The 13,221-nt window shown below is 69.4% G+C and carries 11 protein-coding genes; 3 read left to right on the top strand and 8 right to left on the bottom strand.

The genetic code is table 11. The features are described from left to right. Positions 1 to 554: 554 nt before the first annotated feature. Entirely contained in the window at positions 555 to 3,119 is a 2,565-nt protein-coding gene (locus AB5J87_RS39680; protein WP_369384187.1) for a Helicase associated domain protein, read from the top strand. 607 nt (positions 3,120 to 3,726) lie between these two features. Here the strand turns inward: AB5J87_RS39680 and AB5J87_RS39675 are convergent. Further along, the gene (locus AB5J87_RS39675; RefSeq protein ID WP_369384186.1) at positions 3,727 to 5,451 is read right to left on the bottom strand and encodes an IclR family transcriptional regulator C-terminal domain-containing protein; all 1,725 of its coding nucleotides are present in this window, start codon (positions 5,449 to 5,451) and stop codon (positions 3,727 to 3,729) included. Continuing rightward, positions 5,444 to 6,034, bottom strand: coding sequence for an RNA polymerase sigma factor (locus tag AB5J87_RS39670; RefSeq protein ID WP_369384185.1), 591 nt, complete (start codon positions 6,032 to 6,034; stop codon positions 5,444 to 5,446). Before AB5J87_RS39670 ends, AB5J87_RS39675 begins: the two co-directional genes overlap by 8 nt. A 488-nt stretch (positions 6,035 to 6,522) precedes the next feature. Between AB5J87_RS39670 and AB5J87_RS39665 the strand changes: the two genes are divergently transcribed. Both AB5J87_RS39665 and AB5J87_RS39660 read left to right on the top strand, forming a co-directional pair. After that, positions 6,523 to 6,807 carry a DUF6415 family natural product biosynthesis protein gene (locus tag AB5J87_RS39665; protein WP_369384184.1) on the top strand — a complete coding sequence of 95 codons (285 nt, stop codon included), beginning with the start codon at positions 6,523 to 6,525 and terminating at the stop codon, positions 6,805 to 6,807. Between the two features lie 351 nt (positions 6,808 to 7,158). After that, entirely contained in the window at positions 7,159 to 7,860 is a 702-nt protein-coding gene (locus tag AB5J87_RS39660) for a hypothetical protein (RefSeq protein ID WP_369384183.1), read from the top strand. A 231-nt stretch (positions 7,861 to 8,091) separates the two neighbouring features. Here AB5J87_RS39660 and AB5J87_RS39655 read toward each other — a convergent pair whose 3' ends face one another. From AB5J87_RS39655 to AB5J87_RS39630, 6 genes are all read right to left on the bottom strand, one after another. Further along, positions 8,092 to 9,045, bottom strand: coding sequence for a hypothetical protein (locus AB5J87_RS39655; protein ID WP_369384182.1), 954 nt, complete (start codon positions 9,043 to 9,045; stop codon positions 8,092 to 8,094). A gap of 388 nt (positions 9,046 to 9,433) precedes the next feature. Continuing rightward, a complete protein-coding gene (locus AB5J87_RS39650; protein ID WP_369384181.1) occupies positions 9,434 to 10,522 on the bottom strand; it encodes a hypothetical protein in 1,089 nt (362 codons plus the stop codon). Between the two features lie 1,095 nt (positions 10,523 to 11,617). Continuing rightward, entirely contained in the window at positions 11,618 to 11,818 is a 201-nt protein-coding gene (locus AB5J87_RS39645) for a hypothetical protein (protein ID WP_369384180.1), read from the bottom strand. 308 nt (positions 11,819 to 12,126) lie between these two features. Then, the gene (locus AB5J87_RS39640; protein WP_369384179.1) at positions 12,127 to 12,354 is read right to left on the bottom strand and encodes a hypothetical protein; all 228 of its coding nucleotides are present in this window, start codon (positions 12,352 to 12,354) and stop codon (positions 12,127 to 12,129) included. Further along, positions 12,351 to 12,680: a hypothetical protein gene (locus tag AB5J87_RS39635; RefSeq protein WP_369384178.1), complete on the bottom strand. Its 330-nt coding sequence runs from the start codon at positions 12,678 to 12,680 to the stop codon at positions 12,351 to 12,353. The genes AB5J87_RS39640 and AB5J87_RS39635 overlap by 4 nt, the downstream gene beginning before the upstream one ends. After that, on the bottom strand, positions 12,677 to 13,135 hold the full coding sequence (locus AB5J87_RS39630; protein ID WP_369384177.1) for a hypothetical protein: 459 nt from the start codon (positions 13,133 to 13,135) through the stop codon (positions 12,677 to 12,679). Before AB5J87_RS39630 ends, AB5J87_RS39635 begins: the two co-directional genes overlap by 4 nt. Positions 13,136 to 13,221: the final 86 nt, after the last annotated feature.

Below are 13,221 nucleotides of genomic sequence, written 5' to 3'. Positions count from 1 at the left end.
CCGCAGACACGACGCGCCGCCGCTACGCGGCGGTACCCCGGGCTACGCCCGGGGATTATCGGCACTCCGTGCCGATGCCATAAACCGTGCTCCGCACGGTTATCCGGGACTTCGTCCCGGGAATCCGGTCCACTCCGTGGCCCGGACGAGCCGCCTGACGGCGACTCAAACCCCAGGCACGCGCTCCGCGCGTGCCCAAAACAGCTGGCTACAAGGGAGGTGGCCCGGGTGGTGACGTGGCGTCACGCCGAAGGGTGGGGCCGGAAGAAACCGATCACAACTGGTCTCATGTGGTCAGCGTGCCACACCATCATAGCGCAGACAACCACTTCAGGACACTTCCACCAACCCGTGTGCGTCACAACTTCAGACCCGATAGCTTATGGGCTGAAGGACAACCGCCAGGACCGCCGGACCGTCGCCCCATCAGAACCTGCACAACACCGACCACCCACCGTGCGTCAATTCAACGCCCAGATGAATTTAGACCTCACCCGGCACCGCCAGTAAACACCGAACAAGACTGTACCGAACTCGCAGGAAGGGAGAGTTCAATGCCGGAAATGACACTGTGGCCGCATCAGGTGGAGGCGGTCGACGGAGTTCTGAGGGCCTTTCAAATTCCGCCCGGCGGCATTCCGGTGCAGGGACTTCGGTGTCAGGTCATCGCAGCGACCGGGTCGGGCAAAACCCTGATCGGGGTCGCGGCCGCACAGAAGCTCGCGGCGCGGCGGGTGTTGGTACTGGTGCCGACGCGGGATCTCCTGCTGCAGATGGCTGGCGCGTGGCGGGCCGGCGGCCGGGGCGGGGCGATGGTCGGGGTGTGCCGACTGCGGGCAGAAGAGTCACGGGGAGTGCCGTGCACGACCGACCCTGGGGAGCTGGTGTCATGGCTGGAGGGCCTGGACGGGCCGGTGACGGTGTTCGCCACATATGCCTCGCTGGGGCAGGGAAAGCTGGAGGCCGCGCATGCGGCCGGGCTTGAGCCCTGGGACCTGGTGGTGATCGACGAAGCACACCGCACCAGCGGGGACGCGGGCAAGCCCTGGGCATCGATCCACGACCAGGCCCGTATCCCTGCCGCCCGGCGGCTGTACATGACGGCCACACCGCGGATCTGGGAAGCCTCCGACGCTGGCCGCGATGCAGGGCAGCTGGTGGCCAGCATGGACGCCGAAGGCTCAGAGATCTTCGGGCCCGTCGCCTACAAGATCACCCTGTCCGAGTGCATCCGGCGTGGGCTGGTCGCGCCTTACCGGGTGATCTGCCTGGACATCCGCGACCCCGGCCTCCAACAGGCTTTGGTGACCGACTCCGCCGGCTCCGACGTAGTGCGCGGGGCCAGGCTCACGGCGCTGCAGACCGGGGTGATGACCGCGGCGGCCGAGAAGCGGCTGCGGAAGGTGCTCACTTTCCACTCGCGGGTCGAGGAAGCCGAAGCCATGGCCGGCGGCGCCTTGGAGGTGGCGTCGCAGCTGCACGAGGAGGACCCAGGCCGGTTCCCGTCGGCGCGGCGGGTGTGGGCGGACTGGCTGTATGGCGAACATGCTCCCGGCCGGCGGCGCGCGGTGTTGGAGGAGTTCGGTTCGGACGTTATCGAATTCGATGACAAAAGCCAGCCTGAACCGGCTGTTTTGCGGTTGTTGAGTTCCGTCCGTGTACTGGGTGAGGGGGTTGATGTTCCGGCGTGTGATTCCGTTGCTTTTTGTGATGCGCGGGGGTCGATGGTCGACATCGTGCAGATGGTCGGCCGCGCCTTGCGCATGAATCCCGGCGATCCGAAAGTTGCTTCTCTTATCGTGCCGGTTTTCCTGAAAGAGGGTGAGGAGCCGGGCGACATGCTGGCCTCGGACTCGTTCGGGATCCTCGCGAAGATCCTCCAAGCGCTCCGCGCGCACGACACGGAGGTCATCGAAGCACTCGCCGATCCCCGTGTGCGCAGCGGGAATTGGCACGAGGACGACGAGGACCTGGACCTGGACGAGGAGCTCCTCGATGACGGTGCTGGGGGCGCGGCCGGTGAGGGGGCGGGGCCGCGGGTGAGTGAGCGGGCGGCGAACCTGCTGGAGTTCTCCACGCCCCGGGATCCGGCTGTGCTGGCTCGGTTCGTGTCGCTGCGGGTGCTGGAGCCGGAGAAGGAGTACTGGCTGCGCGGATTCGAAGCGGCAGCCCGGTGGGGTCAGGAGAACCCGGGGATGGTCTTGAAGGTGCCCTACGACTTCGTGGCACCCGACCACTGGCCGCATGCCGGATTCCCGCTGGGGGTATGGCTGGCCGACCAGCGCAAGTACTACAACGCCGGGGAACTCTCCAAACACCGGACCGAGCAGCTGGACGCGCTGGGGATGGTGTGGAACCACCAGGACCTCGCCTTCGAAGAAGGCATCACCGTCGCACGCGCCTGGGCACAGCAGCACGGACACTTCCTGCCACCCGCCACCGCCGTATGGAACGGACACCCCATCGGGACCTGGGCGAAGAACATGCGCGCGGTGGGCCGCCAGTGCCTGGACAACCTCGCGCGCGGGGAAGACGGGCAGAGCGTGTGGCTGGCCGGATCCATGACCGCCGAGCGGTGGAAAGCGCTGGAGGACATCGACCCTGGCTGGTGCCCCGTGTGGCCGGTCGGATGGCAACGGGCCTTCCGCCTTACCCAGCTCCACCTCCAGGCCGACGGCACCCTGCCCACGACGGCCGGACAGGTCATAGTCCAAGGCGAAGACCTCGGACGCTGGATCACCGCGCAACGCACAGGATGGGACAGCCTCCAGCCCGCCCAGCAGTACCTGCTCCACAACGCCCTCGGCCTCGAACCCCCCGCCGAGGACGAGCCCGACGAGCGGACCGTCAATGCGGCCACCCGCGACGACAAATGGGCACTCAACCTACGGGCAGCACGGGCGTTCCACGCCCGCGAAGGACACCTGAACGTACCCAGAAAACACGTCGAACGACTGAAGCGACCAGACACCGACAACCGCCCGGCAGGCGCTCAAACGGGCGCTGACGGCCCCGTGGACGTCAAGCTCGGCATGTTCCTCGACAACACCCGACGACGCGCCGACAAACTCACCAACCAACGCCGCACCGACCTCGACGCACTCGGCATGCGCTGGTGACACCACGAGCAAACCGAAGCCGCGTGGGTGCGCAGCGAGTCGGGCCGCAGCGGGCTTCCGCCGGTACGGCGCCAGTACACCGGGGCGCCGGCTGATCCCGGCACGGACGTGCCCGGCCCCCGTAGAGAGGGCGCGGGCGTTCGATGAGGCCGAGCGCAAACGGCTCCTCAAGGGAGCACCGGCACACTGGCGGGTACCGGGCCAGGACCGGCCGGGCGCTGCGGCTGAGGGCGACGGCCAGGACGTCGAGGCCGAAGGGTGAAGTGTGGGTGGTGATGCCCTTGGCCGCCGCGTGTACGCGGATCCGCTTCTGGGCGTTGGAACCGGTCTTCGTCATGTGCTTCTCCAGGCGACCATGCCTCGCCCAGGTCAGCCGAGAGAACCTGGCACCGAGTAGGGACACGGGCCCGACCCGGGACAACCGGAGGAGCCTGGGCCGATCTGGGTCTCACGCGGCGTGGCGCTGAGACGGCGGCGAGCGGCGTTCGTGCCATGCCGCCAGGGCCTCGTAGAGGGAGAACCTCCAATTTTGCTGCCAACTCACGCACAGGTCCCTCTTCCGGGGTGGGTTGACGACGTCGCCGTCAACCCACCTCGGAGAGAATGGTCAACCGATTGCTATTCCTGCCCGGTACACGTGCTGCCGGTTCAGTGCTTCGGGCGTGTCGGGAAGGTCAACATCGGGCTGGTTGAAGTCGAGAGCAAACAGGTCTTCGAACTCGCTCCACCTGTCGGCCCTGTGCGCGTCGGCGGGAGGCGCTGGCGGTATGGGGGTGTGCAGCGGATCCCGCCAGCCGGTGCGGTCGGCAGCCTCTGCCTGGCTTTCCGTGTGCGGGGGCTCATGTGTCGAAGGCGTAATCCCTTGGCTGGCTGCGTCAGCCCCGGCCGGGATGCCGGCAGGGACATCGCGGTTGTGGTGAAGGTGCGGGGCAGTGCCCTGTCGGCCGGTTTCGAGGCGGGGCGGATTCGCGGTCAGCAGCAGGGAAATCAGGAGGCTGGCCGAGCGGCTGCTGAGAATGCGTGCTGCTTCGAGAAGCCGGTGGCCTTGGGCGACGGGCAGCGACAACGCGACACAGCCCGCTTCACCACCGACCCCAAGGGGGACTGCGACGCAGACCTCGGCGGTGGAGTACTCCAGCAGGTCGAACTGCGCCGCGTGGGGACCATGCCCGTCAAGGGCGTGGAAGAGATCGCTGTGGTTCGTGATGGTGCGGGATGTCAGCCGGGCGGGACGGTGACGGCTCAGGTGATCCATCCGCTGTTCGAAGTCGAGTTGCTGGAGCAGGCTCTTGCCCACTGCGCTGGCATGACCTGAGGCCCGGAAGTCGACCCACTCAGTGACTTTCGGGGCGGTGGGCGAGTCGGCGCACTGGTCAATGCGGATCTCCCCTTCGCTGTAGGTGCCGACGTAGACAGCAGCTCCCACAGCGTCGCGCAGTCCTGCCAGCAGCTTCCGGATCGTCTGGCCGGCAGCAGGCTCTCCCCCCAGACGGGGGTTGCCCATGCCTTGGCCGACCGAAGCCTCCTGGGCAAGCACCTGCAGAACAGGGCCCGGGGTGTAGCCGCCGTCCCTGACGGTGGTGAGGAGACCCTTCCCGCACAGCCAGACCAGGAGCCGCTCGATGACGGCACGGGGCAGGCTGGTCCTGCGGCGCAGGTCTTCCACGCTGACCGACCGTCCGGCGTCACCGACCAGGTCGAGGACTTCAAGGACGCGCTGCACCGAGTCCCAGCGCCTCGTCCACCGGGCTTCCTGTGGTTCCTGCTGAAAGGTGTCGGTGAGCGAGGGAGCCCTCAGGGCGTGTGGACTCCACAGCGCTGGCGTGCCCGGTCCGAAAGTGTCGGCGAGTTCGTCGCAGAACTCCGGGTCCTGCGCTCCAGGCCGCTCCTTGCCCGCGGACAGGCCGAGGCGGCGGCGCATCAGGTAGCGGGCATCACCATGCCCGCAGCGGGCCGCTTCCGAGACGAGGAAGACCGCGCGGGCCGTGCCGGGGCCGCCCAGCATCCGGCAGGCGATCACAGCCAGCCGGAACAGGGCTCCGGGATGCTCGTGATCAGCAGCCCGTCCGAGCCAGTGCGCGGCCTGCTTCAGCTCCCCGCGGCGCAGGGCTTGGCTGCCAAGGATGTAGAGGGCGTTGGCCTGCGCTCGCTCCTCCCACCACGCCTCTTCCTCTGCGGGCGGGGTCGCATCGGCCGACCCCCAGTTTCCCGCGGGGCGGTCCCAGAAGTCCCGCAGCTGTTCATCGGTGGCCGGCGTCGCGGTGAACCCGGCTGGAGCGGCCGACACCCGCACTCCGCCGTGGTCGCCGTCATGCCTGCTCACATCACTCACGTCCCATCTCATCGCCACACTGCTGCTGTTTCCTTTTGTCCACGCCGTCCTGCAGTTCCTTGCGGAACCGGCAGAGCTGCGTGGCCACCACGGCCGTGGATATGTCGAGTTCTTCAGCGATCTCCTGGTTGCCGTACCCGGCGAGGTGGAGCTTCCCGACCTGGAGGCGCTGCGTCGGGCGCATCGCCTCCAGAACGGGAAGCACTTCGTCGTCCAGGCGCAGCCGTGGGCCGTCGTCCGGGCGGCAGCTCTCCACCCACGGCTCCAGTTCCTGTGCCGTCGCGAGCACCTCGTAGCGGCCGGTCTTGCGCCACTCGTCAATCGCGCACCGCTCAGCGGCCAGGAGCAGGAGACTCATCAAGTTCTCCGGCGCGCGCAGTGTGCCTGCCTGCTCCTTCTTGAGGATCTTGACGTAGGCGGCCTGGCCCGCGTCCTGGCACTGCACGACCGTCATGTCGGGGAACTTGCCCCGAAGCCTGGGCACCACCCGCTCCATGAACTGCGGGTGGACGTCCTCCAGCTCCTGCCTGAGCCCGCCGGGAGCCCTGACTTGGCCCTCGTGCGGAGAAGAGGCGTCACTCACCGGCCATCCCCCCGGCCACGACGGCCGGACCCGGTGACCACCCGGATCGTGCACAAGGAGTCGGCGGGCACGTGGACGGTGATAGATACGGTCGGCGGGCGTCCGGGCCCGGACGGGACTTCCACAACCCGGCCGTGCTCCCGGGTACCAACCCCGCGGCGCCAGGTCACAGCCCAGGGCTGGCGCCAGAGGGCACCCAGCGCGTGGACCGCGCTCACAGCGGCCGAGAGGTTCCCGGCCCATTCCCAGGGCGTCGTCATGCAACTGCTCCCGCTCTACGAAGATTCGCGTGTGGTGCGCTGGTACATCAGTTACGGGCGCGGAGCCCCCAGGATGAACAAGGGACAGAAAGCCTTCGCTACTGCCCCTTTTCTGATCACTCCTGATCAAAAAGGCTGCACTCTCCCCATCGGCGTCACGGTCCAGGCAAACGTTGCAACGAATCCGCCCGTGCCGACCGGGCTCAGCCGGGGGAGTTGGCCGGGGACATGCGGCTGCATCTGCATGAGCGGCTGCTGCGGGCGGTGCTGTCGTGGACCGACCCGGCCGCGCTGCCGCCCGACGACTACGAGCAGGTGGGGCTGCTGCTCACCGGGGCCGGGCACTCCGTCGCCGACAACGTACGCCAGCACATGAGCAAGCTGCCCCCGGACGATCCCCGCCTCGAACTCGCCCGCATCGTGCTGGGCGAGACCGACCGCCGCCTCACCGAGCCCGGCGCAACACCTTGGTCGGCGTCAAGCACCGTGCCCGGATGCCCAGTCCCTGTATGAGCGCCTGGACCGGCTCCAGGAGACCAAGGCCAAGGACGACGCGCGGCGTCCGACGCACCCGCCGGCTCGTCAGCGCCCTGAACTCGCCCGGCACCGCCCCCGTCGTTGCTGGGCGACCGCCGAGAAGCCCCCGGAGGCCCGCTCTGCACCAGTGGGCGGCCGGGGGCTTCTGCGTGCTCAGGTCCGGTCCGTTCTGCGGTGGCACCCGGGCGGGTGATTTTCCTTCGCGTACGCGGGCGCAGTCCTAGCGGCGCACGCCCAACTTGCCTATTTCCAGGAGGTATTGAAGTTCCTTAGGTGTTCTGTCATGTTCTGTCCGCCGCTTCCGGCGAACGATCGAGAGGTGATCTCATGCGACGAACCGAGTACGACGCGGGCCAGGCCGCCAAGCGCCTGAAGGTGCCCGCAACCGCCTTCCGGTGGGCCCGGCACACCGGGCTCATCCCTGCCCCCGACGCCTCCTCCTGGCAGTGGTCCCGAGCCGCTGTCGAGGCACTGGATGCCGACGCTGTCCGGGCCGCCATGCCCTGCGCGCCGATCCCCGGCGGCGCAGCGGCGGACCGGATCGCCGACGCGCTCGGCACCCCGAACGTGATCGGCGAGAAGACGAACGTCACGGCCTTCGTGGTGCGGCGGTTCGTCGACCGCGGCCTGCTGGTCGACCTGAGCGCGAACCCGGACGGGACGCTGCACCACCCCGGCCAGGTCGCGAAGGTCTGCCGCCATGAGGACCTGGCGGACCTGGTCGCCGCCGACACCCCGCTGGGGCCGGAGCAAGCCGCCGCCCGGCTCCGGGTACGCCGTGCCGACTTCGACCACATGGTCCGGCTCGGCTGGGTCCGCTCCCCGCAGTCGATCGAGGTCCGCTTCGGCACCAGCCGGGCCGGGGCCGTCGACGTCGCGCTCTACACCACGGCGTCCGTCGACGCGGTCATCCCCGCCCACCCCGAAGTCGACTGGGAGCAGCTGCGCAACATCGCAAAGGGCCGGCGGTCCCCCCTCGCCGCTCTGGTGAAGGCCAAGCAGCAGGAGAAGACGGCCGCTCCGGCCTGAGTTCTCGCCGGTGCCACGCCAGGACGGCCTGCCGCCCGCCGCGTCCCAGCCACTCAGGCCAGGCGGTGGCAGAGCACTCGCGTCCGAACCAGTGACGATGCGTACCCGCCCACTCCCGGGCAACACCACGGCCCAGAGCAAGCCCCCCGGCGGCGCCGCGCCCGCCGCGGTGACGGGTCAGAGGACCGTGCCGTACGTACAGGGCGCGGCGGTCGCGGACATTGCGGGCTGCTAGCTCCACAGATCCGGCGCAGTGGGCAACTGCGGCTTCCTGTACGCGCTCTTCAGCAACGGCTCGCCTGCGATGAGTTCGACGAAGTCCTTGGTGGGCGGGTACCCGCCGGACCGCTCCTGGAGGTACACGCGCAGGGCAGCTTTGCGGGAGGGCGCGTTGGCCGCGCTGCTCAGCACGCCTGCCTTGAGGATCTCGTCGACGAGTTCGGGCACCCGTGCGGCGAAGTCGGCGTAGGCGACTTTGGCCGCGTCACTGACCCGCAAGGCCGCCTCGTTCACGGCCTCGTAGCCAAGGCGGCTCAGGCCATGGTGGCGGCACGAGCGCAGGCCGGGGTGTTCGCGCAGGGTGATCCGTTCCCGCTCGGTGTTCCTGGCCGCCTCGCGGAAGGCGGGCAGCGCGTGCAGCAGCCCGGCGATCCGGTCGACCTCTTCCGGGGTGGCGGGCGGATCCTCCGGGTCGGCCGCGGCCTCGAGTTCGTCCTCGTACTTCTCCTCCAGTTCCACCAGTTCGGTGCCGAGTTCGTCGTGCCACAGGGCTTCCATGGTCCACGCGTGGATGATGCCGCCGCTCATGAAGCGCACCGCGAGTTCCTGGCAGCGTCCCTGCTCCCGGGCGGCTCGGGTCTTGAGCAGGGCCAGGCGCTTGCGGTCGGCGGCGTCGAGGAGTTCGGCGCAGCCGGCGCCGACGTCGAAGGTGTCCGCGTCGAACGGCTCGGCGTTCATGTAGAGGAGGCAGACACCCAGCCGGTGAGCCAGCGTGCAGAACTCCTCCAGGCCCATGGCGTCGGGCGCCCACCAGATCGGTGCGTTGCCCTGGGGCAGATTCTCCAGTAGCCGCATCCCGTGGCCGACTGCCCAGGAAGGCAGCCACCGGCACAGGACATCCAGGTCCCCTTCTTCTCTGCCCGGGAGGGCCGACAGTGCCTTCTCTGCCTCGATCGTCGCGGTCATGACGTCCAGCTCCTTACCTCACCCCACCCCGAGCCCAGCGCCCGGGATGCACGAGATGACCGTAAAGACCACCACTGACAATCAAATCCCAAATGGCCTAATACACGAGCAAGTGCAGCACCCGAGACGGTGCCGTACGGGCAATGGGGGGCTTCCCCCCTGGGAGCACGTCGCGTACCGCCCGGGACCTGCGCACAGCTCGCCGCGCTGATGCACCACGACACCGAGCGGATCACCGCCTACCTCAGCGCACGCAACCGCTGAGCCCCCTACCCCGGCGCAGGGGCACCGCTGCCGCCCTGGGCCCACCGTCTATGACCGGGGCCCGGGCGGCAGGCAGGACGCGGCCCGGCGGTACTTCACGTCCGCGTGCCGGGTGTCCACGCTGTTACGCCGCAGGCGCGGCTGGCTCCGCCAGAGGAGGGAAGCGCCGGATAGAGAGTCCCAGAAGCAGCGCGCCTTCCAGGGCCGTGAACAGTCCGAGGAGTTGCTCTCGTTCCTCCTGTGTGCCTGCGTCGCTGTGCTTGAGCCTCTGAAGCTGGTCGCGTGTCCCGACGAAGATGCGTGCGAGGACGTCCTGGATGAGGGCCGGGCCGACGCCGTCGTCGTACTCGTTGGCTTCGCGGGCCACGGGGCCGCCGCTGTAGATGAAGCACAGGGCTTCCCCCCGCTTCGTCGGTGCCTCGTTTCCGTCCTTGTTGATGAAGGTGAGCCCTGGTTCGCCGGGGAGGTTGTCCGCAATCCACTCCAGGACGTGCTTCGGGGGGACCGCTTCCCGCATGATCCGGTCGATGAGCTCGATCAGGGAGTTGGCTGCCTGGGAGACGCCGTCCTCGGAGTACTTCAGCGCGTCTCGGGCACCTCTGATCTTCCTGACGAGCTGCGAGTTCTCGCGCTCCAGCCGCTCGGCGGAGGCTTCAGCCACTCGGGCGCGGAGGCTGGTGACGATCTCCGTGAGGTCGTCGGGCTCCCAGCCGGTGAGGTCCTGGCGCGTCGCAGCCGTGAGCTCCATCGGCAGATTGCTCAGGAGCTTCTCACCGAGGGCCTTGTCGGCGAAGGCGATGCCCCGTACCAGGTCGAGAGAAAGGACTGCCTTGTTTGATACGGCCTTGAGCTGGCCTTTCGACATGCTGCCGACCGCGTCGCTCCATGCCACGGCGAAGGGCATGAGCGCTCGGAGCGCACGCCGGGCCGCCAAGGCAACGACTGCTTGGTCCTCTCGTACCGCGTCGAAGTAGCGGCGGTACTCCGCGGCTCCGAGCAGTCGGCATGCAAAGAGCAGATAGTTCACCTTCTGGAAGGCCTTGAGCCAGTTCTTCGCACCTTCCGGCGTTTGGACCTCGCTGGCTATGGCTGCGAAACCCGTCTCCACCTGCTGCAGCCCCATCGACTCCATGACGCTCTCCAGCCGGTCCTGCCAGGGAAGCGAGCTCTCGGAGTCGGTCAAGACGCGGCAGACGGACACCAGAAGCTCCATGCCGGTGACGAAAGCGTCGTCCAGCCCCAGCGCCGTACGAACCCTGGGATCGAGGTGCCGAGCGAACTCGGCAAGACTTGACCCATAGGCGGCGCCAACCACTGGTCCCTGCATGTTCGCCTCGCTTCACGCACACAGTTGTTTCCGCGATTTACGGTACTCGCGCCAACTCATCCTGATCATCCGGTTTTTGCACGCAGACAGACCTCACGTCCGGTCCGCCTTTTCAGCCTGTCAGACACCACTGACATCAGCCGGACCCGGTCGCCTCACTGAGGTTCGCCGATCTCCTCGCACAGCAGCGCCAGGACGCCGACGGCCTCGGTGTCGGAGGGGTAAGGCGAGCGAATTCCAGCATCAGCTGCCCCATCACACGTGCGTCGGCGGCGACCTGGTCGATGGCGGGGTACAGCGCGGCCGTCTCCAGATCGGCCGACGGGCCACCGGCCAGGAGCTGTGGCGGCGTGTGGGCGGGGGTGGTGCGGATGTCGCGGACCGCCTGGCGCACCACCGCCCCCACCACCGCCTCGTCGAGCGTCGCCAGGCCGCTCCCGGCGTCTCGCGAGCCAGGAACTCCTCCTGCTGGTCCGTGCTGAACAGGAACCGGACCGCATCACCGTTGACCAGCGGCGCCATCGTCACCGTCAGCGGCCCGGACGTGTGTACGTAGACGTCGTCCCTGGGGTCGTCCAGAGCATGGTCGATGCCGCACCAGGACGGGCAGGGCCCGGCAGCCTTCAACGCCCGCCACCCAGCAAGCTCAAGATCCATACCGGCAAGTGCCCATCCCCCACCCCCGCCCCACCACCCGGGACAAAGGCGCACGGCAGCGCACACCGCGGGACATCGAGGCGGAGGGGAACGCGGGTGCGGCCCCGGCCGTACTGCGCCCCGCCGTCACGCGGGGACCGGGGCCTTTCCCACGCGCTCCATTCCGGCGCAGGATGCCCGCATCCTAGCCCGGCCGTGTGAGCCCGCCCCGACGGGAGGGCGCACCGCCCCCGCGTACGAGGGCCCCGGCCGGCACTCGGAAGGGAGCGCCGGCCGGGGCCGGGAGCCGTGCCGCCGGGAGGGGATCCGGTCGGCGGCACGGGGTCAGGCGCGGGCGCGTTCGCGCTGGCAGTGCAGGCACGTGTAGCCCGTGCGCAGGACCAGCCGCATGGCGTCCGAGTCCCGGTGGACCGTGCACAGCCACGACAGTTCGGAGTTCTCCGGAAGATCGCGCTTCAGGAACCTTCGGGCCGTGGCGCGGGCGCTCCCGTCGCCCGAACCAGGAGTGCTCCTGCTGCTGGTCATCTCCGTCGCCGTTCTCATCGCTCTCCGGCTCCGGCTCGGGGGCGCTGATGATCTCCTCGCCCGCCACGTCGTAGCCGTTCACTTCGTCCCTGCCCATCGTGGTCCTCCTTCGTCGGGTGTCAACACACGGATGTTGCGCAGTGCCGAACTCCCCCGCCCCCGGCGCCCGGTAGGGGGCGCACCGGGGCGGGCCGTGGCCCCGTTCCGGCGGAACGGACCTCGTGTGCGCCGGAACGGGGTGGTGCCCCGGACCCTTCTTGGTCCGGGATGGGACCACCCGGGGGTGGACCGGACCGGGGCCGGGGGGTCTAGGGGTGGGCGGTGTCGACGACGTGGAGGCCGGACAGGCCGCAGACGTCCCCGGCCCCGGGGCCCCTCTGGTGGGCGGCGATCTGGTGGCGGCTGTCCACCCACGCACGCTGGTGGCAGCCGGGGCAGCGCAGGGCCAGGATCCGGCCGGACCACGCATCGCGGGTGATCCGGCGGCAGGAGCCGAGGTCATGGCCGCCCGGGCCGATCACAACGAACCGGCTCACCACGGCGCCCACGCCGTGCGCGAGTGTTCCTCGGCGGGCTCCGGCCCCGGCCCCGGCTCCGGCTTCGGCCGGGGGCCGGCCGCACGCTGCTCCTGGTGGTGACGCACCACCAGGGCCACGTCCTCCACGCTGCGGGCGAACAGGGCGTGGCCGGTTGCGGCGGTGTGCTCGATGAGCGCGGCGCCCCCCGCCTCCAGGTCCGCGGTGGCGTCCAGCAGCCAGCGGCAGCCGTCGCCGGAGATGCAGCGGGCGGTGAGGGTCACTTCGCTGTCCGGGTGCCGCCCCAGCCGGTAGAGCACCCCGCGCAGGATGCGCCGCGCGCTCACCGCACCGCCTGCCCCCCGGGCCAGGTCCGGTGGTCGGGATGGCGGACGAGCTCGCCCGTGGCCCGCCGCACCCGGCGGTGCTCGCGCGCGTGGCGGGCCACCTCCCGCTCCGCCCGCCACGCCGCGCACAGGTCGCATGCCCCGGCGCCGCCCGGCTCCGCGCCGGGCGCCGGGTCGAGTTCGCTGACGGACACCGAGCCGTGCTCCCTCCCGGTGGGCAGTGCCCCCACCGACCACGCCCACATCCTCAGTTCCTCCCCCGCCCCGGGGTGTTCCGTACCCCGGGCCGTCATCATCTCGTGCCGGGTCAGACACCGCAGGGCATCCGGCGACGTCGCCCACGGTGCTCCGCCGCCGGGCGGGCGCAGGTAGACGCTCCCCTCGTAGCGCTCCTCCACCACCCCGAGCCGGTCGCCGTTCGCGGTGTCGACCACGTACTCCGGGCTGCTTTTCACGCCGTCTCGCCGTCCCCTTCTGATGACTCTGGCCCGCGCCCGCGTCAACACGGCCGCGCACCTCTTCCCACAGTCAACGCCCGTAC

Source organism: Streptomyces sp. cg36 (assembly GCF_041080675.1).
Lineage (GTDB): Bacteria > Actinomycetota > Actinomycetes > Streptomycetales > Streptomycetaceae > Streptomyces.
This window is presented reverse-complemented; position numbering and strand designations above follow the sequence as displayed.